This is a genomic window from Streptomyces sp. NPDC002867 (assembly GCF_053591895.1).
The window spans coordinates 190,534-217,321 of sequence record NZ_JBSFUR010000003.1; the positions used below are offsets into that span (position 1 = coordinate 190,534).

17 protein-coding genes and 3 pseudogenes are annotated in these 26,788 nt (G+C 71.9%); 9 read left to right on the forward strand and 11 right to left on the reverse strand.

Annotation, left to right across the window (positions count from 1 at the left end; genetic code table 11):
- Nucleotides 1-5: 5 nt before the first annotated feature.
- Together ACWD0A_RS03980 and ACWD0A_RS03985 are read right to left on the reverse strand one after the other, a co-directional pair.
- Nucleotides 6-371: pseudogene (locus tag ACWD0A_RS03980) on the reverse strand (amidohydrolase family protein); the annotation flags it as partial.
- Nucleotides 372-491: 120 nt separating this feature from the next.
- Nucleotides 492-1,188 (reverse strand): annotated as a pseudogene (locus tag ACWD0A_RS03985) (GntR family transcriptional regulator).
- A gap of 88 nt (nt 1,189-1,276) precedes the next feature.
- On the opposite strand from ACWD0A_RS03985, the gene ACWD0A_RS03990 reads away from it, so the two are divergent.
- The 4 genes from ACWD0A_RS03990 to ACWD0A_RS04005 all read left to right on the forward strand — a co-directional run bounded on the left by ACWD0A_RS03990 (nt 1,277) and on the right by ACWD0A_RS04005 (nt 7,786).
- Nucleotides 1,277-1,519 carry a hypothetical protein gene (locus ACWD0A_RS03990; protein WP_451294368.1) on the forward strand — a complete coding sequence of 81 codons (243 nt, stop codon included), beginning with the start codon at nt 1,277-1,279 and terminating at the stop codon, nt 1,517-1,519.
- A gap of 169 nt (nt 1,520-1,688) precedes the next feature.
- On the forward strand, nt 1,689-3,419 hold the full coding sequence (gene ctaD / locus ACWD0A_RS03995) for an aa3-type cytochrome oxidase subunit I (RefSeq protein WP_451294370.1): 1,731 nt from the start codon (nt 1,689-1,691) through the stop codon (nt 3,417-3,419).
- 96 nt (nt 3,420-3,515) lie between these two features.
- Nucleotides 3,516-5,354 carry a glycoside hydrolase family 15 protein gene (locus ACWD0A_RS04000; RefSeq protein ID WP_451294372.1) on the forward strand — a complete coding sequence of 613 codons (1,839 nt, stop codon included), beginning with the start codon at nt 3,516-3,518 and terminating at the stop codon, nt 5,352-5,354.
- The gene (locus ACWD0A_RS04005) at nt 5,354-7,786 is read left to right on the forward strand and encodes a SpoIIE family protein phosphatase (RefSeq protein WP_451294374.1); all 2,433 of its coding nucleotides are present in this window, start codon (nt 5,354-5,356) and stop codon (nt 7,784-7,786) included. The genes ACWD0A_RS04000 and ACWD0A_RS04005 overlap by 1 nt, the downstream gene beginning before the upstream one ends.
- A 20-nt stretch (nt 7,787-7,806) precedes the next feature.
- Here the strand turns inward: ACWD0A_RS04005 and lpdA are convergent, their stop codons facing one another.
- Nucleotides 7,807-9,207: a dihydrolipoyl dehydrogenase gene (gene lpdA, locus ACWD0A_RS04010; protein WP_451294376.1), complete on the reverse strand. Its 1,401-nt coding sequence runs from the start codon at nt 9,205-9,207 to the stop codon at nt 7,807-7,809.
- A gap of 145 nt (nt 9,208-9,352) precedes the next feature.
- Nucleotides 9,353-9,874, reverse strand: a complete 522-nt coding sequence (locus tag ACWD0A_RS04015) for an AMIN-like domain-containing (lipo)protein (protein ID WP_451294378.1) — start codon at nt 9,872-9,874, stop codon at nt 9,353-9,355.
- Between the two features lie 305 nt (nt 9,875-10,179).
- Here ACWD0A_RS04015 and ACWD0A_RS04020 point away from each other — a divergent pair, with 305 nt between their 5' ends.
- Nucleotides 10,180-11,661, forward strand: coding sequence for a short-chain fatty acid transporter (locus tag ACWD0A_RS04020; protein ID WP_451294380.1), 1,482 nt, complete (start codon nt 10,180-10,182; stop codon nt 11,659-11,661).
- 66 nt (nt 11,662-11,727) lie between these two features.
- Here ACWD0A_RS04020 and ACWD0A_RS04025 read toward each other — a convergent pair.
- Nucleotides 11,728-12,085 (reverse strand): annotated as a pseudogene (locus ACWD0A_RS04025) (SulP family inorganic anion transporter); the annotation flags it as partial.
- A 411-nt stretch (nt 12,086-12,496) separates the two neighbouring features.
- Between ACWD0A_RS04025 and ACWD0A_RS04030 the strand changes: the two are divergent.
- The 3 genes from ACWD0A_RS04030 (at nt 12,497) to ACWD0A_RS04040 (ending at nt 17,569) form a co-directional block, all read left to right on the forward strand.
- Nucleotides 12,497-13,954: an amino acid permease gene (locus ACWD0A_RS04030; protein ID WP_451294382.1), complete on the forward strand. Its 1,458-nt coding sequence runs from the start codon at nt 12,497-12,499 to the stop codon at nt 13,952-13,954.
- A 209-nt stretch (nt 13,955-14,163) separates the two neighbouring features.
- The gene (locus tag ACWD0A_RS04035; RefSeq protein ID WP_451294384.1) at nt 14,164-14,976 is read left to right on the forward strand and encodes a hypothetical protein; all 813 of its coding nucleotides are present in this window, start codon (nt 14,164-14,166) and stop codon (nt 14,974-14,976) included.
- A 76-nt stretch (nt 14,977-15,052) separates the two neighbouring features.
- The gene (locus ACWD0A_RS04040; protein ID WP_451294386.1) at nt 15,053-17,569 is read left to right on the forward strand and encodes a SpoIIE family protein phosphatase; all 2,517 of its coding nucleotides are present in this window, start codon (nt 15,053-15,055) and stop codon (nt 17,567-17,569) included.
- Between the two features lie 12 nt (nt 17,570-17,581).
- Here ACWD0A_RS04040 and ACWD0A_RS04045 read toward each other — a convergent pair whose 3' ends face one another.
- On the reverse strand, nt 17,582-18,646 hold the full coding sequence (locus ACWD0A_RS04045; protein ID WP_451294388.1) for a cation diffusion facilitator family transporter: 1,065 nt from the start codon (nt 18,644-18,646) through the stop codon (nt 17,582-17,584).
- A gap of 259 nt (nt 18,647-18,905) precedes the next feature.
- On the opposite strand from ACWD0A_RS04045, the gene ACWD0A_RS04050 reads away from it, so the two are divergent.
- Nucleotides 18,906-19,331: a transglycosylase family protein gene (locus tag ACWD0A_RS04050; RefSeq protein WP_451294391.1), complete on the forward strand. Its 426-nt coding sequence runs from the start codon at nt 18,906-18,908 to the stop codon at nt 19,329-19,331.
- 77 nt (nt 19,332-19,408) lie between these two features.
- Here ACWD0A_RS04050 and ACWD0A_RS04055 read toward each other — a convergent pair whose 3' ends face one another.
- The 5 genes from ACWD0A_RS04055 to ACWD0A_RS04075 all read right to left on the reverse strand — a co-directional run bounded on the left by ACWD0A_RS04055 (nt 19,409) and on the right by ACWD0A_RS04075 (nt 26,678).
- Nucleotides 19,409-19,906 (reverse strand): peptidylprolyl isomerase, encoded by a 498-nt coding sequence (locus tag ACWD0A_RS04055; RefSeq protein WP_451294393.1) that lies wholly within the window; start codon nt 19,904-19,906, stop codon nt 19,409-19,411.
- Between the two features lie 73 nt (nt 19,907-19,979).
- Nucleotides 19,980-22,694 (reverse strand): SpoIIE family protein phosphatase, encoded by a 2,715-nt coding sequence (locus tag ACWD0A_RS04060; protein WP_451294395.1) that lies wholly within the window; start codon nt 22,692-22,694, stop codon nt 19,980-19,982.
- Between the two features lie 300 nt (nt 22,695-22,994).
- Entirely contained in the window at nt 22,995-23,891 is an 897-nt protein-coding gene (locus tag ACWD0A_RS04065; protein WP_451294397.1) for an arginase family protein, read from the reverse strand.
- 170 nt (nt 23,892-24,061) lie between these two features.
- The gene (gene aspA, locus ACWD0A_RS04070; RefSeq protein ID WP_451294399.1) at nt 24,062-25,513 is read right to left on the reverse strand and encodes an aspartate ammonia-lyase; all 1,452 of its coding nucleotides are present in this window, start codon (nt 25,511-25,513) and stop codon (nt 24,062-24,064) included.
- A gap of 142 nt (nt 25,514-25,655) precedes the next feature.
- The gene (locus ACWD0A_RS04075) at nt 25,656-26,678 is read right to left on the reverse strand and encodes an asparaginase (protein WP_451294401.1); all 1,023 of its coding nucleotides are present in this window, start codon (nt 26,676-26,678) and stop codon (nt 25,656-25,658) included.
- Nucleotides 26,679-26,788: the final 110 nt, after the last annotated feature.

A 26,788-nucleotide genomic window follows, 5' to 3' on the forward strand; every position in this document is an offset into this window, starting at 1 on the left:
CGGGCTCAGAGCGCGATGCCCGCCCGGACCACCCGTACGGGCTTCTTCAGCACCGACACGTCCGCCAGCGGGTCACCGTCCACGACGATCACGTCGCCGGCGAACCCCCGTACGAGCCGGCCCGCCGTGCGCTCCAGGCCCAGCAGACGGGCAGCGCCGGTCGTGGCCGTACGGATCGCGTCGAGCGCCGGCAGTCCCGCCTCCCGCATCAACTCGACCTCACGGCCCACGGGGTCGACGGTCCCGCCCGCCGAGTCGGTGCCCGCGGCCAGCGGCACACCGAGCTCGTGCGCGGCCAGGACCGCGCGCTTCAGCACCGGCAGGAAGGTGCGGCCGCGCTCGGCGAGCACCGGGTCCGGCGACGTGGCCAGCCGCTCCAGTTTGTATACCAAGCGCATCTCGAAGAGCAAGGGTGATGCCTGAAAGCCAGGCGCGAGCAAGTACGGGCCGGTCTCGCGTGGCAGTGATTTCTGTGTTGGTATACAAGTGGCTCACTGAGAGGTGTCGCCGAAGAGGGAGCGCAGGGCCACCCTCCTGCCTGTCGCGCACATGCAGCAGCGTGCTCGCCGCGGCGGCCTCCGCGTCGCCCAGCGCGATGTGGCGGAACATGTCGGCGTGCTGGGCACGCATGTGCGCGGGCTCCTCGCGCATGCCGAACAGCAGTTGGAGCTGCCAGCTCAACTGCTCCATCGTGCGGGCCAGGAGGGGGTTGCCCGACAGCGTCACCACGCCCTCGTGGAACGCCGTGTGCGCGGCCACCTCGCGTTCCCCGGCGTCGTCCGCGGCCGCCTGCTCGGCCTGCCGGAGCGTCGCCTCCAGGGCGGCGAGCCCCTCGGGGTCACCGGCCGCCTCTCGCGCCGCGAGCCGCGACGCCTGGACCGCGAGCGGCTCCCACACCTCGTACAGGTGCTCCACATCGGCCCGTTCCAGGCGGCGCACCCGCACCCCGCTGTGCGGCAGCAGCTCCAGCAGGCCCTCGGCGACCAGCGCCCGCAGGGCCTCGCGGACCGGGACGCGCGACATGCCGAGTTCCTCGGCGACCTCGCGCTCGACCAGGCGCGCACCCTGCGGCTAACGCCGGTCGACGATGCGCTGCCGGACGGCCTCACGCGCCTGCGCGCTGAGCGAGGCGGAGGGATGCGAGCCGCCTTCCGTGCCGCCCGAAACGGTCTTCCTGCTCTCCGCCACCTCTACGGCCCTCCACTCGGCATGCCTCGGGTGAGGATATGCGCCGCACGGCGCCGCTCCGCCGGAGCCGTCCTCGGCACTCCCTGTCGTGGGTCCGGCCACGCGCCCCGAGCCGGTCTTCGACACCGCGACCGCCATGCTCGGCGCGTACGCCGCCGAGGCCTGGCCCGACGTGGGCGCGGAGTCGCGCGGCCTCGCGATCGAGGTCATCGCCCGGCTGACGGCCAGTCATATGGTGCAGCCCGGTGCGTCCCCCGAGGAAGCCGCCCGGCGCATCGCCGAGATCACGGCGCACCACCCGGTACGCCCGCCCCGGCGGCGACCGGGGTGAGCGGGACCGCCCTGCCGAGGAGGGCTTCGGCACGCAGGGTCACTCTTACGCGCCGCCGTTTCGGCGGGCGTCACCTCGTGGACTCGGGGTAGTCAGGAGACCGGCACGCCGTGTCCGGCCGACCGTCCGGTGCGCCGTGCTCCGCCCCGCCCGACACGGAAGGGTTTCCATGGCGACGCCGACCGAGCAGACCGTCACACCGGTTCCGGTTCCCCACCGCGGACGAGGCCAGGCGGTGATCTCGTGGATCACCACCACCGACCACAAGAGGATCGGGCACCTGTACCTGATCGCGTCGTTCCTCTTCTTCGTCATCGGCGGTGTGATGGCGCTGCTGCTCCGTGCGGAGCTGGCACGGCCGGGCCTCCAGATCGTCAGCAGCGAGCAGTACAACCAGACGTTCACCCTGCACGGCACGATCATGCTGCTGCTCTTCGCCACCCCCACGTTCGCGGGATTCGCCAACGCCGTCATGCCGCTGCAGATCGGCTCGCCCGACGTCGCGTTCCCCCGGCTGAACATGCTGTCCTTCTGGCTGTTCCTCTTCGGCGGTCTCATCGTGGTGAGCAGCCTGCTGACACCGCAGGGGGCGGCGGATTTCGGCTGGACCGCCTACACGCCGCTCAGCGGCGGCGAGCGCACCCCGTTCGTCGGCGGGGACCTGTGGATCATGGGGCTCGCGCTGGCCGGGTTCGGCACGATCCTCGGCGCGGTCAACTTCGTCACCACGATCATCTGCCTGCGGGGCCCGGGCATGACGATGTTCCGGATGCCGATCTTCACCTGGAACGTGCTGTTCACCTCGGTGCTGGTCCTGATGGCGTTCCCGGTCCTCGCGGCCGCTCTGCTGGTCCTGGAGGCGGACCGCCGCTTCGGCGCCCAGGTGTTCAACCCGGGGAACGGCGGGGCACTGCTGTGGCAGCACCTGTTCTGGTTCTTCGGCCATCCCGAGGTCTACATCATCGCGCTGCCGTTCTTCGGCATCATCACCGAGATCATCCCGGTGTTCTCGCGCAAACCGATCTTCGGCTACGTCGGGCTCGTCGGCGCCACCATCGCCATCACCGGTCTGTCCGTGGTGGTGTGGGCGCACCACATGTTCGCGACCGGTGCCGTGCTGCTGCCGTTCTTCTCCTTCATGACGTTCCTCATCGCCGTGCCGACCGGTGTGAAGTTCTTCAACTGGATCGGCACGATGTGGACCGGGTCGCTGTCCTTCGAGACGCCGATGCTGTGGTCGATGGGCTTTCTCGTGACCTTCCTCTTCGGCGGCCTGACGGGCATCGTCCTCGCGTCGCCGCCGATGGACTTCCATGTCACCGACACCTATTTCGTCGTGGCCCACTTCCACTACGTCGTCTTCGGCACGGTCGTCTTCGCGATGTTCGCCGGCTTCTACTTCTGGTGGCCCAAGATGACCGGCACCCTGCTCGACGAACGCCTCGGGAAGATCCATTTCTGGACGCTGTTCGTCGGCTTCCACACCACGTTTCTCGTGCAGCACTGGCTCGGCGCCGAGGGTATGCCTCGCCGCTACGCCGACTACCTCGCGGCCGACGGCTTCACCGCGCTCAACACCGTCTCCTCCATCGGCGCCTTTCTGCTGGGCATCTCGACACTGCCGTTCTTCTACAACGTGTGGAAGACCGCGAAGGCGAACGAGCGCGTGGACGTCGACGACCCCTGGGGCTACGGGCGCTCTCTCGAATGGGCCACCTCCTGCCCTCCGCCCCGCCACAACTTCACCACGCTGCCGAAGATCCGCTCGGAATCGCCCGCCTTCGACCTGCACCACCCCGGGCTCGCGCAGCTCGACGAAGCCCGCTCACGCGGCCGCCGCGACGCCGTGGAGCCGGGCAAGGGCGTCGCGAGGCCGGCGGGGGAGGAGGACCGGGGCTGACCGGGCCCTGCCCGCCCGGACCGGCGCGGGTCGCCGCCGCCAAGAGGCGGTCCTAGACTGAAACGCGGGTGTCCTGCGACGTCATGGGAGGCTCGCGTGACTGCCGGAGCCACGAGTGCGCGCCCCAGCAAGGCGGGCGCGCCGCGGTACCTCCCGATCGCCGAGCACGGGCTCATCGGCGACCTGCGCAGCGCGGCGCTCATCGGCACGAACGGCACCATCGACTGGTACTGCTGTGGACGCTTCGACGCGCCCAGTGTCTTCGCGTCGATCCTGGACGCCGACCGCGGCGGCTCGTTCGCCCTCGCCCCGGACGTGCCGGTCCGCACGAAGCAGTTCTACTTCCCCGACACCAACATCCTCATCACCCGCTTCTACGCGGACGACGGCGTCGGCGAGATCCAGGACTTCATGCCCGTCGTCGACGACTCGCGCGAGGCCGACCGGCACCGCCTGATCCGCCGCGTGCTCGTCGTCCGCGGATCGCTGCCCTTCACCGCGCGGGTGGCGCCCCGGTTCGACTACGGCCGGCAGAGCCACTCGGTCACCACCCGGCAGGGCCAGACGGTCTTCGACTGCGCGGATCTCTCGCTCGCCCTGACGTCCACCGTGCCGGTCGAGATCGACGGCCCGGACGTCCGCTCCTCGTTCAAACTCCTCGAAGGCGAGTCCGCGGTCTTCGCGCTCGACCGGATCGGCGGCACGGTCGAGCCGCGGTCCTGCGCCCTCACCGAGGCGGAGGACCTGTTCGACGCCACCGTCCGGTACTGGCGCCGCTGGCTGTCCCGGTCCCTCTACCGCGGCCGCTGGCGGGAGATGGTGCACCGCTCCGCGCTCACCCTCAAGCTGCTCACCTACGCGCCGACCGGCGCCATCGTGGCCGCGCCGACGACCAGCCTGCCGGAACAGATCGGCGGCGAGCGCAACTGGGACTACCGGTACGTGTGGGTCCGCGACGCCGCCTTCTGCATCTACGCCCTCCTCAGACTGGGCTTCACCGACGAGGCCGAAGCGTTCGTCAACTTCCTCTCGGAGAAGGCCCTGGCCCCGGCCGGGGCGGACTGCCGACTGCAGATCATGTACGGCATCGACGGCCGCCGCGAGCTCCCCGAGGAGGAACTCCCGCACCTCGAGGGCCACTTGGGCTCCGCCCCGGTCCGTATCGGCAACGGCGCCGTCGGCCAGCTCCAACTGGACATCTACGGCGCGCTCATCGACTGCCTGTACCTCTACGACAAGTGGGGACAGCCGCTCTCCAGCGGACACTGGGACACCGTCGTGGAGCTGGTCGACTGGGTCTGCGAGAACTGGGACCAGCCCGACGAGGGGGTGTGGGAGACCCGCGGCGGCCGCAAGAGGTTCCTGTACTCGCAGCTGATGTGCTGGGTCGCGATCGAACGCGCGATGAGGGTCGCCAGGCGCCGCGGCCTGCCGGCCGACATGATCCGCTGGGGCGGCGTACGCGATACGATCTACCGACGGATCATGCAGCGCGGCTGGTCCGCCGAGCGCAAGGCGTTCGTCCAGCACGAGGACGAGGCCGTCCTCGACGCGGCCGTCCTGATGATGCCGCTGGCCAAGTTCATCTCCCCGACGGACCCCAAGTGGCTGGCCACCCTCGACGCGCTCGGCGAGGACCTGGTGTCCGACTCCCTGGTCTACCGCTACGACCCGCAGGCCAGCCCGGACGGACTGCGGGGCGAGGAAGGCACGTTCTCGATCTGCTCCTTCTGGTACGTCGAGGCGCTCGCCCGCGCCGGGCGCCTGGACGAGGCCCGGCTCGCCTTCGAGAAGATGCTCACCTACGCCAACCACCTCGGCCTGTACGCCGAGGAGATCGGCCGCACCGGCGAGCAGACCGGCAACTTCCCGCAGGCGTTCACTCATCTGGCGCTCATCAGCGCCGCGTTCAACCTCGACCGGGCCCTGGGCTGATGCGCACGGCTCGCGGCAACGACGATCCACTCGACGCGGGGAACACGGCCGGACTCGTGGTGGACGGCACCGGAACCGTCCTCGGCTGCACACCGGCGGCCGAAACCCTCCTGAACCGCCCGGCCGATGACCTGTCGGGCCGTCGGGTCCGCGAGCTGCTGGCCGACCCCGCCTGCTGGCCGGACGTCCTCGCCCAGCGCGACGGCCCGGTCTGGGAAGGCAGCGCCGTGGTGCGGAAGGGCGGGGGAGAGGAGGCGGAGGTGCTGTTCCGCGTGCTTCCCCTCGACCCGGGACGGACCGGCAGGCGCGACGCCCGCCTCCTCGTCCTCGGCGCGCCCAGATCCATGCTGGCGAAATGGCGCCAGGCCCACGCCTTCCTGGAGGAGCTGTTCCTCCAGGACCGCGTCGGGCTCGCGATGTTCGACACGGATCTGCGGCTGGAGAGGACGAACACGCACCTCCTCCCGTACACGGGCGTGCCCGACGACCTGGGCGGACTGCGGCTCGCCGCCTTCCTCCAGGACGAGGACGCACGGAGCATCGACGGCGTGCTGCGGCAGGTGCTCACCACCGGGACCCCGCAGGTCGGGACGGAGATCCTCGTCCGGACCCGCGTGGACCCGGGGGCGGGCCGCATCGTGGCCCTGTCCGCGTTCCGCCTCCAGGACCCGCAGGGCCGGGTCATGGGCGTCACGGCCCTGTTCGTCGACGTGACGGAGCAGCGGCGGGCACGCGAACGGCTCGACCTGCTGCACCGGGCCACCGCCGTCGTCGGAAACTCCCTCTCGCTCGCGGAGACGACCGGCGACCTGGTGGACGTCCTCGTTCCCGCCCTGGCCGACGCGGCGGCCGTCGACATCGCCGAGTCGGTGTTCGCGCACGAGGAACCGGAGGCGCACGAGGACGGGCGGCACATGCTACGCCGGGCGGCCGTGGCCGGGCCGGGGGGAGATCCCCTGCGGGTCGGCGCCCCCGTGTCCGTCGACGCCACCGGCCGGCCCGCCCGCCGGATGTGGTCCGCCGACAGGCCCCGGCCGGCCGCCCGGGGAGCCGCCGCGGGGGCGCGGACCGGGACCGCGGCCGACGCGCCGCAGCCCGGCCCCGCGGGCGCCCACTCCGGGATGAGCGCACTGCTCAGGGCCAGAGGGCGGCTCCTGGGGCAGGTCACGGTGTGGCGCACCGGCCCGCGCATTCCCTTCGAGAAGGACGACCTGGCCCTGCTCGAGGAGATCGCCTCCCGTGCCGCACTCGTCGTGGACAACGCACGCCGCTACGCGCGCGAGCGTCACGCGGCCGTGAGCCTCCAGCGCAGCCTGCTGCCACCGACGACAGCCGACACGGTCGCCGTCCAGAGCGCCAGCGTCTACCTGCCCACGGACACCGCCACCGGCGTCAGCGGCGACTGGTTCGACGTCATCCCGCTGTCCTCGGCACGGGTCGCCCTCGTCGTCGGCGACGTGGTCGGCCACGGTCTGCAGGCCACGGCCACGATGGGACGCCTGCGCACCGCCGTACGCACGCTGGCCGACCTCGATCTCGAACCCGACGAACTGCTCGCCCACCTCGACGACCTCGTCTCCCAGCTCACGGACGAGACCGCCGACGCCGCCGGCGCGCACGACCACGGTCCGCGCACGGCTTACGATTCGTACGGCGCGACCTGCCTGTACATGACGTACGACCCCGTGACCCGGCACTGCGTCGCGGCCAGCGCCGGGCACCCCCCGCCCGCCCTGCTGCGCCCCGACGGGAGCGTCGGCTATCTGGACGTCAGCCCGGGACCGCCCCTGGGAGTCGGCGGCCTGCCGTTCGAGCCCCTGGAGACAGAGGTCGAGGAGAACAGCGTCCTCGCCCTGTACACCGACGGCCTGGTCGAGCGGGGCCGGGCCGACCTCGACGAGGGGATGGCGACCCTCGCCTCCCTGCTGACGCGCGCCGGCGCCCCCGGCCGCCCGCTCCAGGAAGCCGGCCGGCAGATCGTGTCCGGACTCGCCCCGCGCCCCCTGTCGGACGACGTGACGCTGCTGCTGGCCCGTACGCGCGTGATCGCCCCGGACGACTGTGCGACATGGCGGCTGGAAGCCGATCCCGCGGTGGTCGCGCACGCGCGCACCCTGGTGGTGCGGCAGCTGTCCCACTGGGGCCTGGACGAACTCTCCTTCACCACCGAACTCGTGGCGAGCGAACTGGTCACCAACGCCATCCGCTACGCGGGCGGCGGCTCCGTCGAGCTCCGGCTCATCCGGGCCGGGGCACTGATCTGCGAGGTCTCCGACGCGAGCAGCACCCAGCCCAGGATGCGGCGGGCACGGGCCACCGAGGAAGGCGGACGCGGCCTCTTCCTGATCGCGCAGCTCACCGAGCGCTGGGGGAGCCGGTACACACGCCACGGGAAGACCATCTGGACCCAGCAGCCGCTGTCCGGTCCGTGAGGGCGGCGCGGAGCGGTCCGCTACATGTTGATCATGTGGCCGGCCAGGCCGTGGACCGCTTCCTTCACCGCCTCGCCCAGGGTCGGGTGGGCATGCACGTTACGGGCCACTTCATGCACCGTCAGGTCCCACTGCTGCGCCAGGGTCAGTTCCGGCAGCAGTTCGGTGACCTCGGGGCCGATGAGGTGGGCCCCCAGCAGTTCGCCGTGCCGGCCGTCGCTGAGGATCTTCACGAAACCGGCGGGGTCGCCGAGGCCGTGGGCCTTGCCGTTGGCGGTGAAGGGGAACTTCTGCACCCGCACGTCGAAGCCGCGTTCGCGCGCCTGCGTCTCGGTCCAGCCGAAGCTGGCGATCTGCGGCTGGCAGTAGGTGGCGCGGGGGATCATCGTGTAGTCGAGTTCCATGGTCTCCACGTCCGCGATGGTCTCGGCGGCGACGATGCCCATGGCCTCGGCGGCGTGCGCGAGCATCAGCTTCGCCGTGACGTCACCGATCGCGAAGATGTGGGGAACGCTCGTGCGGCAGCGGCCGTCCACATCGACCGCCCCGCGATCGGTCAGCCGCACACCGGTGTTCTCCAGGCCGTAACCGGTCACCCGCGGCTGGAACCCGATGGCCTGCAGCACCTTGTCGGCCTCGAGCACCTGGCGCTGCCCGCCCGTCGTCACATGCACCCGCACCTGCGGCCCCGAATCGTCGATCGCCTCGACCCGCGTCGACGTCAGGACGTTGACTCCCAGCTTGCGGTACCGGCGGGCCAGTTCCGCCGAGACCTCCTCGTCCTCCAGCGGGACCACCCGGTCGAGGAACTCCACGAGCGTCACCTGCACGCCGTAGTTGTGGAGCACGTACGCGAACTCGACGCCGATCGCACCGGCTCCGGCGATGATGACGCTGCCGGGCAGCCGGTCGCTGAGGATCTGCTCCTCGTACGTCACGACGCGTTCGCTCGGGCTCGTGCCCGGCAGCAGGCGCGTCGTGGCCCCGGTGGCGAGGACGCAGTGGTCGAAGTCGATGCTCTGTTCCGTGCCGTCGGCGGCCCGGACCAGCAGGGTGTGCGCGTCGGTGAAGACGCCCGTCCCGTCGTACTCGGTGACGGCGTTCTTCTTCATGAGGTAGTGCACGCCGCGGACGCGTCCCTCGGCCACCTTCCGGCTGCGCAGGAACGCCTCCCGGTAGTCGAAGCCGACATGACCCTCGACACGGATCCCGAAGGTCTTCGCCTCGTGCGTGAACAGATGGGCCAACTCGGCATTGCGCAGCAGCGCCTTGGAGGGGATGCACCCCACGTTCAGGCACACGCCTCCCCAGTACCGCTCCTCGACCACCGCCACCGACATGCCGAGCTGGGCGCATCGGACGGCAGCGGTGTAGCCGCCGGGGCCGGCCCCGAGGACCACGACATCGAAGTGTGCACTCATGCCGGCACGATAGGGGGCCGGCCCTTGGCGAGCGGGGCAATCCCCAGACGACATGGGTGGAATGCACCGGGCGGACCAGAGCCGCGGGACCGCACGGCCCGCCGAGCGGAGGGGGTCCCGGTGCGGAGACCGGGACCCCGTGCTGTCACCGGCCGCAGACCGGTGGCGCGTGCCGGATGTCGAGCACGAAGCGCTCCGGCGAGTGGAGGACGCGGGTCGTGTAGGTGGGCTTGGTCGTGAACGCGGCTCCCAAGGTGACCACTCCTTCGAAGTCGCCGGTGAGGGCGAGGCCCTTCAGGGAGGGAAGCCAGATCTTGGTGAGCTTGGGGCCCTTGTAGACGGACCTGCCGTTGTCGTCGTGTGCGGCGGCCGGCGAGAGCCTGATCTCCAGGAAGTGCTTTCCGGCGAGCGGGACCTCGGTCCCGAGGCCGTCGTAGTGCAGCTTCTTCACCGCCTGAACGGTGACGGGCGGCACCTTGCCGCGGATGTCGATGACGATCCGGTCGAAGGAGCTGTGGCCGCCCCAGCGTGCGTTGGTGACGAGGGCGGTCGCCGGAGCCTGGGAGGGTGCGGCGGACTGCGAGGCGGACGCGGGGATCGTCGATCCGATCCCGGCGGTGAGGAGGATGGCCGCGGCGGCGGCCGCGAGCCGTGACTGGTGGTGCATGGTGTCCCCCGTTTCTTCCTGTGCGGGGACTGCGGTGTCACTGATGGAGACACGCCTCGTATATGAATGGTTGCAGCATTATCGCCCCATTCCTTGATATTTACCGATGCCGTCGGGCCATGTCCCCGGACCTCCCGCGCAAGCGCCGTTCCCGGCCACCCGCCGGGCACTCAAGGGGCCGTCCACCATGACCACCGCGCGGTCTATGGGCTCCGGGCCCATAGTGATCGTCGCCGTCCTGCTCTACCTTCCTGGTCCGCGGTGCGCGTGAGGCGCCTGGGCTGTGCGGTGTGAGGAGATGTCGGATGGCTGTGACGAGGACAGGGCGGACCACGGACGACACGCGCGAGAACGTCCTCGCCCGTATCGCCCTGCGATTCACCGCCGCCACGGAGCGCTGGCTGCCGGACGCCTTCGGCTTCGTCCTCGTCGGCACCTTCGTGGTCCTCGCACTCGGCCTGCTGACCGGTGCGCCGGTCACGGGGGCGCCCGACGATCCCACGGCGACCACCGGATACGGGCTCGTGGACGCCTGGGGCAAGGGCTTCTGGTCGCTCATCCAGTTCACGCTCCAGATGGCGATGATCATCATCGGGGGCTACGCGGTCGCGGTGTCCCGGCCCGTCGCCCGGCTGATCTCCCGCCTCGCCAGAGTGCCCCGGAGCCCGCGTGCCGCCGTCGCGTTCACCGCCGCCGTGTCGATGGCGTCGTCGTACCTCAACTGGGCGTTCAGCCTGATCTTCACCGCGATCCTCGCCAAGGAGATCTCCCGGCTGGTGCGCGGTGTCGACTACCGGGCGATCGGCGCGATGGCGTTCCTCGGACTCGGTACCGTCTGGGCGCAGGGCCTCTCCGGCTCGGCCGCCCTCCAGGTCGCCAGCGCCGGGGCGAGCCCCGAGGCGGTGCAGAAGGTCATCGAGGAAGGCCGCGGCTCGGGCCTGATCCCGCTCACCGAGACCATCTTCCTGTGGCAGGGCATGGCCGCCACCGCCGTCGTGTTCCTCGTCGCGGTGGTCCTCGCCTGGTTCCTCGCCCCTTCGCCCGAGGCCGCCAGGACGGCCGAGGACCTGGGCATCCGCCTGCGGCCACTGCTGGAGGAGAAGCGCGAGGACACCGGCGCCGGCGAGCCGCGCCGGCCCGGCGACTGGCTGGAGCACAGCCCTGCGTTCGCCGTCCTGATCTTCCTGCTCGGCGTGTGGTACCTGTACCGCTACTTCGCCTCGGCGACGGGCCATCCCCTGAACGCCCTGGACCTGAACACGGTCAACCTGATCCTCATCCTGCTCGCCCTGATCCTGCACTGGAGGCCGGCGCGGCTCGTGGCGGCCGTACGCGAGGGAGTGTCCGCCGCGTCCGGTGTGCTGATCCAGTTTCCGCTGTACGGCGGCATCTTCGGCATGATCGCCTTCACCGGCCTGTCCTCCACCATCGCCGGCTGGCTGACGGACATCTCCAACGCCTTCTTCTATCCGGCCCTCATCGCGGTCTACTCCTGCGTCCTCGGCATCTTCGTGCCGAGCGGCGGCAGCAAGTGGGTGATCGAGGCTCCGTACGTGATGGACGCGGCCAACCAGCTCGAGGTGCACCAGGGCTGGATGGTGGTGGTGTACGACCTGGGCGAGGCGAGCGCCAACCTGCTCCAGCCCTTCTGGATGCTCCCGACCCTGGCGATCCTGGGCCTGAAGGCCCGGGACATCATGGGCTACACCTTCGCGATGTTCCTGGTCTGCTTCCCCGTCGTCCTCGTGGTCGTCACCCTGTTCGCGCAGACGCTCACCTTCCCGTGACGTACCCGCCGCCCGGGCAGGCCGGGCGGCGGGGCAGGGGCCCGTCAGGGCAGCAGGGCACCCGTCGGTTCGGGCGCCGGCCTGGACGTCGGCCGCGCTGCGCACGATCACGGCCGTCATCGGCAGCGCGCCGAGCGCTCCGCACAGCGTGTTGCCCACGCCCTGGGCCACCAGCTCCTTGTCGTAGGCGGTGCGCGGCCCGTTGCGGATGCGGTCCACCGCCGCGGTGCTGAACAGGCTCTCGGCCGAGGCGATGGGGGCGAACGCGAGCACCGTGCCGACGACCGCCGTGCTGCCGAGCTGTGCGAGGTCGTCGAAGCCGGGCGGCCTGGAGCAGCCCGCTGACCTCGACCGTCGCCGGGGACAGACCGGCGACGGCGGTGGCGGCGGTGGCCGGCGCCACTGCGGCCGGCGGGCCCGGTACCGAAAGTGACACCACGGGCGAGGGTCCTCAGGGTGCGGTCCGGACCGGCCGTGGCGGGCCGGTGCGCGGAGGAGGCGGTGGGGGAGGGTACGCGGCACGGCCCGGGGGGTCATGCCGCCGGGGCACGGTGGGCCGTGCGCCCGACGGACGGGGGTGGGGGCGCGGGGGCAACTCGGCGTCGTCGGCGGCCGGTTGCGCGCCCCTGACCGTCGGAGCCGGTCGAACACGGCCCCGGTGCCGGGGCGGTGGGCGCGGACGACGCCGGTGTGCACCTCGCCGTACCAGCCGCGCTTCTTTGCGCCGGCCAACACGGGATCCGCGCGCGACACCAGCGCGGCCCCTTCCGCCGATGCGGTGCCTCGGCCATCATGATCGGGCGTCAGAGATCCCTTCAGCGAAGAGGTGACGCTCATGGCCGGGTTCCGGATGGGGCACGGAGTTCTGCGCCGCAAACCCATCGAGCAGATCGAGGAAGCCGACATCCACCAACGGCTGACCCGCACCCTCGGGCTGTGGCAGCTCACCGCGATCGGTGTCGGCGGCATCATCGGCGCGGGCATCTTCAGCCTTGCGGGCGCCGTCGCCAACGGCACCGCGGGCCCGGCCGTGCTGGTCTCGTTCCTGATCGCGGGCGTCGCCAGCGCGGCGGCCGCCTTCTCGTACGCCGAGTTCGCGGGAATGATCCCGAAGGCTGGGTCGGCCTACACCTACGGCTACGCGGTCCTCGGCGAACTGGCGGGCTGGTTCATCGGCTGGGACCTCCTGCTGGAGTACACCGCCATCGTGGCCGTCGTGGCGATCGGCATCTCCGGGTACTTCAACTTCCTCGTCGAGGAGACGGGCGCCGAGCTGCCGGCCTGGATGCTGGGCGCGCCGGGCACCGGGGACGGACACAGGGTCGACCTGTTCGCCGTGCTGCTCTGCCTGCTCATCGCCTACCTCCTCACCCTCGGCATCAAGAACGCGGCCCGCTTCGAGACGGGCGTCGTGGTCCTGAAGGTGCTCGTCGTCCTGCTCGTCATCGCCGTCGGCGTGCTGCACGTCGACACCGCCAACTACGATCCGTTCTTCCCCTACGGGGTGGGCGGGGCGTTCACGGGAGCGGCGACGGTGTTCTTCGCCGTCTTCGGCTACGACGCGATGTCGACGGCCGCCGAGGAGTCCAAGGACGCCCAGCGCCACATGCCGAAGGCGATCGTGTACTCGCTGGCCATCTCCATGGTGCTCTACGTGCTGGCCTGCCTCGTTCTGACGGGCATGCAGAACTACCGTGACATCGACAAGGAGAGCGGCTTCTCCACGGCCTTCAAGTCGGTGGGGCTCGCGGGGCTCGCCGACGTGATCGCGGTCGGCGCCATCATCGGCATCCTCACCGTGATGTTCACGTTCATGCTGGGCGTGACACGGGTCTGGTTCTCGATGAGCCGCGACGGACTGCTGCCGAAGTGGTTCGCGCAGACGCACGAGACCCGGCACGTGCCGACCCGGGTGACGTGGATCGTCGGCTTCGCCTCGGCGGCCATCGCCGGATTCCTGCCGATCGGCGAGGCGGCCGAACTGACCAACATCGGCATCCTGCTGGCCTTCGTCGTGGTGTGCATCGCCGTGATCGTGCTGCGCTACCGGCGTCCCGAGCTGCCGCGCACGTTCCGGTGCCCGGGCATGCCCGTGGTGCCCGCCCTCGGCGTGGTCTTCTCGATCTGGCTGATCACCTTCCTCCAGTGGCAGACGTGGGCGCGGTTCGCGGTCTGGTTCCTCATCGGACTGGTCGTCTACTTCGCCTACTCGTACCGGAAGTCGGAGCTCGCCAAGGCCGAGGCGGCGGCGAAGGCCGGTTCCGCGGCGCCACCGCGCGAGCCCGGAAGCTGACAGAGGCGCGGAGCCCGGCCTTCACAGCGGCCGGGCCCGCGTGTCCCGCGCGTACCGCCCGGGAGATACCGCCCTACCCGCCCGCAGCGGACGTGAGGCCATGCGGCCGTGCCCCGGTGGAGTGAGTACGCGGGCTGGGTGACAGAGGCGGCAGCGGACGGGGTACCCATGCGGCGTTGTTTTCCCGAGCGCCGGAGGATGCTGTCCCCATGCCCCTCAGTCTCAGCAACGGCGCCGCAAGGTGGCTGGTCGGAGCCCTGTGTGCTGCCCCGCTGCTCGCCGCGTGCACGCAGACACCGTCCGCACCCCCCTCGGCGCCCTCCTCTGCGGGAACCCGATCGGCGTCCGCAACCGTCGACGGGCCGTTCGGCCGGCACGACGCCGCGGGGCAGGACGCCCGCCCTGGCGCCCGGTTCCGGCCGCCGTCCCCTGCTCACCTTCCCGGGGTAGGACCGGCCACCCGAGCCGATGTCCCGGCCGGCACGCGCCAGGCCCTGGTGGTCGTCGGCGAGACGCTGGACACCAGCGACGCCACCGCGGTGCTCTACGAACAGGACGTGACACGGCAGTGGAGGCGCGCCGCCGGGCCGTGGCCCGCACACAACGCCCTGCGCGGCTGGACGCTCGACCACCGCGAGGGCGATCTGCGCACACCGATCGGAGTCTTCGGGCTCGGCGATGCCGGCGGACTGCTGCCGGATCCCGGGGCCCGGCTTCCGTACGACCAGGACGACGAGTTCGTCGCCACGGGCACCGGCTTCCTTGGCGAATCCCTCGACGGCTCCTTCGACTACGTGGTCGCCATCGACTACAACCGCGTCCGGGGAACGACTCCGCTGGACAAGGCACGGCCGCTCGGCTCCGACAGGGGCGGCGGCGTGTGGATCCACGTCGACCACCACGGCCCCACCCAGGCATGCATCTCGCTTCCCCGGAACGCCATGCGGGAGCTGCTGCGCGCCCTGGACCCCGCGAAGCAGCCCGTGATCGTCATGGGCCCCGCCGCCGAACTCGCCCGATGACCGCCCGGCGGACGGGGCCGCGGCGGCGTGCCGGCGCGGCTTGTGCGCGTATGGGCCGGGGTGGATTCTGGAGGAGATGAACGGTGCCGGTTCAGCCGCCATGAGTCCGTGGAACGCGGCGAACACATGGACCGCATGGAGCGTGCCGGAGAGCGCTGATCCGCGTGGCCCTCTCGACCTCGCCAAGGCGGCCACGGTGGTTCTCGATGCCCGGAACACGGTCATCGGGTGGAGCCCCGCGGCCGAGTCACTGCTCGGCCACCCGGGCGAAGAGGTCATCGGCCAACCCGTCGACGTGATCCTCGGCTCCCATCCGGCCGACTCCGGGCGGGGCACGGCGCACGATCTCCCGTCCAGCGGCAGCGACACCCGCATGGCACGGCACCACGACGGCCACGCCGTGCAGGTGGTCGTCGTTGTGTGCCCGCTCACCGGCGGCGGCCCGGCGGCACGCATCCTGCTGATCGCCGAGTTGGAGAGCCTGCATCTGTCCGAGACCCGGCGGGCCATGCTGCACGGGCTGACCACCCAGTCGGCGATCGGACTGGCCGTCTACGACACCGATCTGAGACTGACGTGGGCCAACACCGCGCACGACCACGAGGTGGGCCGCCCGCTGGCCGAGTACCGCGGCCGGACGGCCGACGAGTTGTACCCCGACGGCGCCCTGCTGCCCCTCGACGGCCGGACGCTCAACGAGGTCATGCACCAGGTGATCGACACCGGCGAGCCCGTGATCGACCTGCACTTCCGCGGAAAGCTCCCGAGCGATCCGGAGAAGGACCACGTCTGGTCGTGTTCGTACTACCGGCTGCTGGACGCCGACGGGCGCGTGCTGGGCGTCTGCGAGGACGCGTTCGACATCACGGACCGTTACGAGGCCCAGAACCGCCTCGCCCTGCTCGTCGAGGCGGGCCGCCGTATCGGCACCACGCTGGACATGTCCGTCACGGCGCAGGAGATCGCGGACGTCGCCGTCCCGGACTTCGCGAGCGCGGTCACGGTCGACCTGGAGCGCGCCGTGCTGGAGGGCGGCGAGCCCGGCACCGAGGGGGCGGCGGACTCGGTGTACGTCCGTGTCGCCGCCCGGTGCGACCCGCGGACCGCAGCGGAGACCGTGCTGCCCGTGCCGTACCCGGACGAGGGCGAACCGCTGCCCGGGCACGAGGGCGAGCCGGTCCGCCGTGTGCGGTACCCGCGGGGTTCGCCCCAGCTGCGGAGCCTGGCGTCGGGCGGCCGGGTGCTCGACGAGAACACTCTGGTCGTGCCGTTGCGGACCCGGGGCGGCACGATGGGCCTCGTCACCTTCGTGCGCATCGGCCGCCCCGCCGTCTTCGACAACGGCGAGGTCGCGCTCGCGGACGAGTTGACCGCTCGCGCCGCCGTGTCCATCGACAATGCCCGCCGCTTCACCCGCGAACGCGTCGCCTCCCGCACCCTTCAGCGCCAGTTGCTGCCCCAGCATCTGCCGCAGCAGCCCGCCGTGGACGTAGCCCACCGCTACCTCCCCACGGACGACGTGACCGGGGTCGGCGGCGACTGGGCGGACGTCATCCCGCTCTCCGGCGCACGGGTCGGCCTCGTCGTCGGGGATGTCGTCGGTCACGGGCTGCAGGCGGCGGCCACCATGGGACGGCTGCGCACGACCGTGGAGGCGCTCGCCAGGCTGGACATGGCCCCCGACGAACTGCTGACCCGCCTGGACGACTTGGTCGGCCGGTCGCCGGAACGACATCCCGGTCTCCTGGAGTCCACCGCGGACGGCGGGCCGCCCGGAGCCGGCGGCCTGCACCCCGACGTGGCCATCGGCGCGACCTGCCTCTACGCCGTCTACGACCCGGTCTCCCGCCGCTGCGCGATGGCCAGAGCCGGCCACCTGCCGCCCGCGATCGTGAAGCCCGACGGCTCGTGCGCCTTCCCCGAGCTGCCGGCCGGGCCGCCGCTGGGACTGGGCGGCATGCCGTTCGAGGCGGTGGAGGCGGAGCTGCCCGAGGGCAGCCTGATCGCCCTGTTCACCAACGGCCTCGTCGAGGCGCGCGAGCGTGACATCGACGACGGACTCGACACACTGAGCCGCCTGCTCTCCGACGGCCACGGCAGGCCGCTGGAGGAACTGTGCGACCGGGCGGTGGCCGAACTGCGCCCCGGTGGGGCCGCGACGGACGACACCGCACTGCTCCTCGTCCGTACGCGTCAACTGGGCGCCGCCCAGGTCTGTGTCTGGGAGCTCCCGGCGGAACCGGTCGTGGTCGGCCGCGCGCGCGAGCTCGTGACCGGACAGCTGGGCGAATGGGGCCTGGACGAGCTGGCGTTCGCGACCGAGCTCGTCGTCAGCGAACTGGTCACGAACGCCGTCCGGTACGCCGGGGGACCACTGCACCTGCGCCTCATCCGGGACCGGGCCCTGCTGTGCGAGGTCGCCGACGCCGGGCACACGTCACCGCACCTGCGCCACAGCACGGTCGAGGACGAAGGCGGCCGCGGACTGTTCATCGTCGCCCAGCTCGTGCAGCGGTGGGGCACGCGATACACGAGCTCGGGCAAGATCATCTGGACGGAGCAGGAGTTCCCCGACGGCGCCGACGGCCTCTGAGGCGCCCGCGGGTCACGCCGCGTGGTGCGCGAGCGCGGCGTGCGGATCGGCCGTCCCGGGCAGGGGCGCCGGGTCGGCATGGACCAGGGCGGCCGTCAGCCGGGGCAGCGCGTGGAGCAGCGCGTGCTCGGCGTCCACGGCCACCCGGTGTGCCTCGAACACGGTCAGCCGGCCGTCGACGACGACGGCGACCTCCGCCCGCAGGCGGTGCCCGATCCATCGCAGCCGCAGCTCGCCCACCGCGCGCACGCCCCGCACGCCACGCAGCGACTGCTCCGCCGCGTCCACCAGGGCGGGGTCGACCGCGTCCATCACCCGGTGGAAGACCTCCCGGGCGGCGTCGCGCAGCACCAGCAGGATCGCGGCCGTGATGGCGAGGCCGACGATCGGGTCGGCCAGGCGCCAGCCCACCGCCGCACCGCCCGCGCCGAGCAGAACCGCAAGCGACGTGAAGCCGTCGGTGCGGGCGTGCAGCCCATCGGCGACCAGCGCCGCCGAGCCGATCCTGCGGCCGGTGCGGATGCGGTAGCGCGCGACCCACTCGTTGCCCGCGAAGCCGATCACGGCCGCGGCGGCGACGGCCGGGAGGTGGCTCACCTCCCGCGGGTTCAGCAGCCGGTCCACCGCCGACCACGCGGCGAAGGCGGCCGATGCGGCGATGGTCAGCACGATCACCATGCCGGCCAGGTCCTCGGCCCGCCCGTAGCCGTAGGTGAACCGCCGGGTGGCCGCCCGCCGGCCGAGGACGAACGCGACGGCCAGCGGCACCGCGGTCAGCGCGTCGGCCGCGTTGTGCACGGTGTCTCCCAGCAGCGCCACCGAGCCCGACAGCACCACCACGACGGTCTGAGCCGCCGCCGTGGCGCCGAGGACGGCCAGGGAGATCCACAGCGCCCGCATGCCCTGGGCGGACGTCTCCAGTGCCCGGTCGACCTTGGCGGCCGACTCGTGGGAGTGCGGGCGGAGCAGGTGCGCCACCCGGTGACGCAGACGGGACCACCGGGCGTCCGGCCCGTGCCCGTGAGGGTGGTCGTGCCGGTGCGTGTGGTCGTCGTGTGTGTGCTCTGTCCCCGCCATACGCCCTACCGTCGCACGCGGAACCCATTGCGGCTACAGCCGTCGTACACCCTCTGACCAGGTGCGACACGCTCGCAGGTGCGTCCGGTTCGGCCCCGGGGGACAGGCGGGGACACGGGCCTGTTCAGCGGGGTGCCTCCGCGATGTGACGGCCCGCCACCGCGCGGCCCTCCGACACGGCCTCGGTGAAGGCGGAGATCGCCTCCGCACCCGATGGGCGCAACAGCGGATGCCGCCTTTCTCACATGAACCTATTGTCATGGACAGCCTGCCCACCGTCGTGGCAGGTCCGCCGAGAGAAGGGCGTCTGATGCATCGTCACCACAACGGCCGCGCCGCGGGAATCCGCGTCGGAGCGGGTCTGTGCGCCGCTGTCTCCGCCTCACTTGTCCTGCTGTGCGCAGCTCCGGGCGCCCATGCGGACCCCGCGCGCGGCACGGCCCCGACGGGCCCACGGGTCGACTGGAACGCCATCGCCCAATGCGAGTCCAGCGGCGACTGGCAGGCCAACACGGGCAACGGGCACTACGGCGGCCTGCAGTTCACCCAGTCGAGCTGGCGGGCGGCGGGCGGCCTGAGGTACGCGCCGCGGGCGGATCTGGCGACGAGGTCGGAACAGATCGCGACGGCGAAGAGACTCGCCCGCATCCAGGGCATGGGCGCCTGGACCTGCGCCCGCCGCTGAGGCGCGAGGCCGGCCGAGGCCGGGGGAAGTGCCGGTGGTCCTGCCCGGACCGCCGGCACTCCGCCCCCCGACCGTGATCAGCCCTCGAGAACGCCCGACTTGGCGATCGTGACCTTGGACTTGACCGCGCCGCTGCGCGAGCCCAGCGACTCGATCTGCTTCACGACGTCCATGCCCTCGACGACCTCGCCGAAGACGACGTGCTTGTTGTCCAGCCAGTCGGTGACGATCGTGGTGATGAAGAACTGCGAGCCGTTGGTGTTGGGGCCCGCGTTGGCCATGGAGAGCTGGCCCGGCTTGGTGTGCTTGATCTGGAAGTTCTCGTCGGCGAACTTCTCGCCGTAGATGCTCCGGCCGCCCGTGCCGTCGCCGCGGGTGAAGTCTCCGCCCTGGAGCATGAAGTCCGGGATGACGCGGTGGAAGGACGAGCCCTCGTAGCCGTAGCCGTGCTCGCCCGTGGCCAGCTCGCGGAAGTTCTTGGCGGTCTTGGGGACCACGTCGTCGAACAGGGTGAAGACGATCCGGCCGGCGGGCTGGTCGTCGATGGTGATGTCGAAGTACACGTTGTTGCTCATGACTGCATCCTGACATCTGTCGTCACCACCGCGCACACCAGGCACACCCTTCGCCCCGCTTCGGGCGGGAGCGTCACGTACCGAGCAGGGCCTCCAGAGGGATGTGACTGTCCGTCAGGGACTGCTCCGTCCAGATCACCTTGCCCGTCGGTGTGTACCTCGTTCCCCACCGCGTGGCGAGCTGGGCCACGAGGAACAGGCCGCGGCCTCCCTCGTCGGTGAGGGCCGCGCGGCGCAGATGGGGCGAGGTGCTGCTGCCGTCGGAGACCTCGCACACGAGAGCACGCTCGTACAGAAGCCGTACGTGGATCGGCTCGGAGCCGTAGCGGATCGCGTTGGTGATCAGCTCGCTCAGTACGAGTTCCGTGGTGAATCCCACCTCGTCCAGCCCCCACTCCTCCAGCTGGCGGCTGCAGGCGTTGCGGACCGGGGCGACGGCGGCGGGGTCGCGGGGCACGTCCCACGTGGCGACCCGCCCCGGATCCAGCAGCCGGGTACGCGCCACCAGCAGGGCGATGTCGTCGCGGCGCGGCGTGGGCAGCATGGTGTCCATCACCGCCTCGCAGATCTCCTCGGGGGCGCCGTCGGCATGCTCGGACAGCACCCCGCGCAGCGCGTCCAGTCCGGCGTCGATGTCGCGGCCGCGGTGTTCGACGAGCCCGTCGGTGTACAGGACGAGCCTGCTGTCCTCGGGCAGGCGCACCTCCGTGGCCTCCATCGGCAGGCCGCCCAGGCCCAGCGGGGGTGAGACGGGTACGTCCGCGAACCCCACCGTCCCGTCCGGGTGCACCAGGGCGGGCGCCAGGTGTCCGGCCGTCGACATGCAGCACAGGCCGGAGACGGGATCGTAGATCGCGTACAGGCACGTCGCTCCGGTCGTGCCCTCGCCGTCGCCGCCCGGCTCGTCCTGGTCGATACGGCTGACCAGTTCGTCGAGCCGCGTCATCAGCTCGTCCGGAGGCAGGTCCAGCGTGGAGAAGTTGTGCACCGCGGTCCGCAGGCGGCCCATGGTCGCCGCGGCGTGCAGTCCGTGGCCGACCACGTCGCCGACGACGAGCGCGACCCGCGCCCCGGGCAGCGGGATCACGTCGAACCAGTCGCCGCCCACCCGCGCCTGCGCGGGCAGGTAGCGGTACGCGATGTCGAGGGCGTTCTGGCTGGGCAGCACGTGGGGCAGCAGGCTGCGCTGGAGCGTTTCGGCCATCCGGTGCTCGCGCGTGAAGCGCCGGGCGTTGTCGACGGCGACGGCGGCACGGGCGGCCAGTTCCTCGGCGAAGGTCAGGTCCTCCTGCTCGAACGGCTCGGGCCGTTCCGAACGCCAGAAGTTCACCATGCCCAGCAGCACGCCGCTGCCCTGCAGCGGCGCCGTGATGAGCGAGTGGACCCCGTAGGCCAGGGCGACGTCCGCGCCGTGGCGGTCCTGTGCCCGCCAGGCGTCCGCGACCTTCAGATCGGCCTCCAGGGCGGCGTGACCGCTGGCCATGGCCGCCGCCATCGGCGTGGCGTGCGCGACGAAGTGGATCACGTCTCCCACCGGCTGGAAGGGGTGGTCGGCCCGGATACCGCACAGCGCCGCCCGGCGCATCGCCGACGGCGCGCCCGAGGGCTCGTCGCCGTGCAGCACCGCGTCGGGCAGTTCGACCGTGACGAAGTCCGCGAAGCGGGGGACCGCCACGCGCGACAGCTCCTCCGCGGTCCGCACCACGTCCAGCGTGGTCCCGATCCGCACCCCGGCCTCGTAGAGGATCTTCAGGCGCTCCCGGGCCACCTCCGCCGTGCCCGCCAGGGCCCGTAGCTCCGTGGTGTCGCGGAGCGTCGCCACGTTGCCCGAGTTCCCGCCGTAGGGCGCGGTCGGCCGGGTGCTGACGGCCAGCAGCCGGTCCCCCGCCAGGTGCACCTCGTCGGTGACGGCACGGTCGGAGACCAGCAGCCCGGTGATGTCGAGGTCCAGGCCCAGATCGGCGACCGGCTGCCCGTCGGCGTCCGGCGGCAGCTCCAGGAGGCGGCGGGCCTCGTCGTTGGCCAGCATCAGGCGGTCGTCGCCGCCGACGATCAGGACGCCTTCGCGCACCGCGTGCAGGACCGCGTCGTGGTGCTCGTACATCCGGGTCATCTCTTCGGGGCCGATGCCGTGCGTCTGGCGTCGCAGGCGCCGGCTCACCAGGGCGGCGCTGGCCGTGGCCAGGGCGAGGGCTGCGGCGGCGGAGGCCAGGAGCACCGGGAGCTGCCGGTCCACGGCGTTGCCGACGTTCGCGATCTGGACGCCGGCGCCGACCAGACCGATGACGGTTCCGTCGGGCGTCATCACCGGAACGATCGCGCGGGCCGCGTCGCTCGGAGCTCCTTCGAAGATCTCCGCGAACGCCTCCCCGGCTCCGGCCCGCTCCACCCCCACGGCGACCCGGCCGACGAGGTCGGGGTAGGTGTCGGCGTAGCGCATGCCGTCGGGGGCCATCACGGTGATGAAGTCGACCCCCGACTCGCGGGCGGCGGCCGTCACGAGCGGCTGGAGCACGGCGCTGGGATCGGACGAGCGCAGGGCGGCCGCGGTCCCCGGGGCGTGGGCGAAGGCGGCGGCGGTAGCCATCGACCGGTTCTGCGCATCCTGCTCGCTGTTGTGCTGCGCCTGCAGTACGAGGGCGATCACGGCGGCCACGATGAGCAGCACCGCGACCACGGTCTGGAGGAAGAGGACCTGTCCGGCGACGCTGCGGGAACTCAGGAGGGACATCGGGCCGCGCAGGGCGCGCCGCAAGGCGTCGAACCTGTCGAGCCTGTGCCGGTTCATAGCGTTCCACTCCCGGGGACCTGGGCGTCCGTTGCGGGCGGACCTCCGGTGAGGCGGCGGGCGGCCGAAGGCCGGGGGCCGTGACGACGGCCCGATCATGACCCTTCTAGCATCAATGTACTTTTCGCCCTCCTGGGCTGCGCCCCGGGGCGCAGCGATCCGCGCCGCGGCGGACACGGCGGCGATCCGCCGGCGTGGACGAATCGCCGGTGGCGGCGAGGCGGTGATCCGCCGGCGTGGACGGTCGCCGGTGGCCGGGACGGCCCGTGGCGCACGGTGGCCCGGTCGCCCCCTCAGTTGTCAGACACGCCGGTCCGTTCGCGCCGACAGCCCCTGACGCAGGCATTCCACGAGACGGGCCGCCATCGTTCCCCCGGGATCGAGCCGGGGGTTGAAAATGGTGACGTCCAGTCCCCGGGCCCGCTCGTCGGCCAGCGCCGTCGCCAGCACCGTCTCCAGCTCCGTCCACGACAGTCCGTCCGGGATCCGGTAGTCGACGGCAGGCATGATCGCGTCGTCGAGGACGTCGACGTCGAGGTGCACCCAGAAGCCGGCCGTCTCCCCGCGGGTGAGGTGGTCGACCGCCTGGCGTGCGGCCGCGGCGGCCTCCGACGCCCGGACGCGGTCGAGCCCCATCGCGTGCAGGCGCGGCGGCAGCGGCTGCATCCCCGCCCGCGCCGACTCGGCCGCGTCGCGGAAGCCGAAGGCGACGACGTCCTCGTCCCGCAGCAGCGGCCCGCGCCCCTCCAGGTCGGTCAGGATCCGGGGGCCGCGGCCCGTCGCCAGGGCCAGTTCCATCGACGCCGCCTCGCCGGCCGGCTCCGCGGACGGCTGGTAGAAGTCCGTGTGGCCGTCGAGGAACAGCAGGCCGTGGCGTCCGCGGCGGTGCAGGGCGAGCAGGCTGCCGAGCAGGATGCTGCAGTCGCCGCCGAGCACGACGGGAAAGTGGCCGCGGCCGAGCACGCCGCCGACGGCGTCGGCCAGTTCGATCGAGTACCGCGCGATACCCGCGGGGTTGAGGACCCCGGTCTCCTCGTCACGCCTCGGGTCGTACGCCGGCGCTTCGACCCGGCCCGCCCGCACGGCCCCGGGAAGACCCGTCAGACCGGCGTCCAGCAGCGCGCGCGGAAGGTCCTGGACACCGGACGGCCGCAGACCGAGCACGGACGGCGCCTCGATGAACTCCAGTACCTGCACGTGCGCACCCCTTCGCCGCGAGGCGGCCGCGGGAACCGCGCGACGGGGGCCGACAGCGCGGGGCCGCGGACCGGACCCTATGCCGGGCTGCCCTGGGGCGGCACGGGGACATCGCCGCAGGGTCCGTTCTCGTGAACGGGGCCACCCGCCTGGGCGCGCCGTCGGGCGGCTCAGCCGAGGGCCGGGCTCGCGGCCTCGGTCAGCACGTGCGGGCGGGCGAGATTGTCAGGGTGCAGGACGAGCTGGAGCTCGCTCTCGGTCAGCAGTCCCTTGGCCAGGACGAGTTCACGCACACTCCGGCCGGTCACCAGAGCTTCCTGGGCGACGGCGGTGGCCTGCTCGTACCCGATGTGCGGGTTGAGCGCGGTCGCCAGACCGATGGAGTGGGTGACGAGGTGGGCGAGGTGCTCGCGGTTCGCGGTGATGCCGGCGACGCAGCGCTCGGCGAGGGTCAGGCAGCCGGCGCGCAGGTGCGACAGGCTCTTGAGCAGGCTGTGGGCGATGACCGGTTCGAAGGCGTTCAGCTGGAGCTGACCCGCTTCGGCGGCCATGGTCACGGCCATGTCGTTGCCGATGACCTCGAAGGCGATCTGGTTGACGACCTCGGGGACGACGGGGTTCACCTTGCCGGGCATGATGCTGGATCCCGCCTGCACCGCGGGCAGGTTGATCTCGGCGAAGCCCGCGCGGGGTCCGCAGGACAGCAGCCGCAGGTCGTTGCAGACCTTGGAGAGCTTGACGGCGATCCGCTTCAGCACACCCGACAGCTGGACGAACGCGCCCGCGTCCTGGGTGGCCTCGACGAGGTCGTCGGCGACCGTCAGCGGCAGTCCGGTGACGGTGCGCAGGTGACGGCAGGCCAGCGCCGCGTACTGGGGGTGGGCGTTGAGCCCGGTGCCGATGGCGGTGCCGCCGAGATTGATCTCGCGGATCAGCTCCCGTGCCTCGGTGAGCCGTTTGTGGTCCTCGGCCAGCATGACGGCGTAGGTGGCGAACTCCTGACCCAGCGTCATGGGTACCGCGTCCTGGAGCTGGGTGCGGCCCATCTTCAGGACGTCCGCGAACTCCTCGGCCTTCGACGCGAACGCCGAGCGCAGCACCTCCATGGCGTCCAGCAGCCGCTGGGCCGTGAAGTCGAGCGCGATCTTGACGGCGGTCGGGTAGACGTCGTTGGTGCTCTGGCCCGCGTTGACGTCTTCCAGCGGGTGCAGGTGCGCGTACTCGCCCTTGCGGTGACCGAGGAGTTCCAGGGCGAGGTTGGCCACGACCTCGTTGGCGTTCATGTTGGTCGAGGTCCCGGCGCCGCCCTGGATCACGTCGACGACGAACGCGTCGTGGAGCCGCCCGGCCCTGATCTCCTCGCACGCCGCCACGATCGCGTCCGCCTTGCGTCCCTCCAGCAGGCCGAGGTCGCGGTTGGCGAGGGCCGCGGCCTGCTTGACGCAGGCGAGGGCGGTGACGAGGTCCGGGTAGGCCGAGACGGGGGTGCCGGTGATGGGGAAGTTCTCCACCGCCCGCAGGGTGTGGATGCCGTAGTACGCGTCGGCGGGGACGTCGCGGTCACCGAGCAGGTCGTGCTCGGTACGTGTCCCGGGGCGGACGTGGTCCTGGTGCGTGGCCATGGAGGTTCGGACTCTCCTGTCGCGTGGGTACGCGGGGTCGGGGCGTGGGTGACGGGTGAAGGGGGCCCGGAGCACGGGTGGTGGCGCCGGGCGCTGCTTTCGCGGTGACGGCCGCAGGTCCGCGCGGTGCGCGGCGGCGGGCCTAGGCCCGGGCGAGTTCGGCCGGCGACGCGGCGTCGGCCGGCACGGGGACGGCGAGGGCGTGGCGCAGTACCTCGTCGCGCTCGCGCGGGTCGGTGGTGGCGAGCAGCGCGCTGAGCACGGCGATACGGGTCTGGCCGGCGCGCAGCGTGCCCGCCGGCACGGCCCCGGCGGCGACGAGGTCGACCGCACCGCCGTGGGTGTAGATCTCGGTGACGGGTCCGGCCTGGACACGTGTGGTCAGGGCGACGAGCACGCCGCGGGACACCGCGGCGGCGACGGCCTCGACGGTCTCGGGAGTGGCGTTGCCGGCGCCGGTGGCCACCAGGACGATGCCCTGCGCGCCGGCGTCGACGGCCGCGTTCAGCAGATACGGGTCGGCGTCGCAGTAGTGCATCACCATGTCGACGCGCGGCGGGCTGTCGGGCATGGCCGGGAGCGGCAGGCCCGCAGGACGCCGGGGGTGGCGCAGGACCGAGACGCGCCCGAAGCCCACGTTGCCGATGCGGGCGCCGGAGGGGTCGGCGAAGGCGTCCGCCGCGAGTGTCTCGGTCTTGACGGTGCCGCGTGCGGCGTGCACCTTGCCGTCGAAGGCGACCAGCACGCCGAGGCCGCGGGTCGTCGAGGCGGTCAGCAGGGCGTCGTGGAGGTTGCCGGGGCCGTCGCCGTCGGCGGCGTCGAGCGGCAGCTGGGCGCCGGTGAAGACGACCGGACGCGGGTCGTCGTGGTGGAGGTCGACGAGGAACGCCGACTCCTCCAGGGTGTCGGTGCCGTGCGTGACGACGATGCCGTCCACGTCCGGGTCGGCGAGGACCTCGTGGACGGTGCGCAGCAGGGTGAGCTGGTGGGCCGTGGTGAGCCGGGGGCTGTTCACGCTGAACAGGTCGACGATCTCGATGGTGACGTCCGCGGGGACCGCCGCGGTCGCCATGACCTCCTGGCCATGGGCATCGGCGGCGAATCCGGATCCCTGCCAGCGGCTGGCTATGGTTCCGCCGGTGCTGATGACGACGATCCGTCCCATCTGCGTTCTCCTCGTCGGTGCCCCGGTGGGGGCGGTGGTTCGAGTGCGACGCAATGATAGGTGGATTATCCCGCAATATGATTGCCTCTTCGACTCGCCCGGTTGGGAGG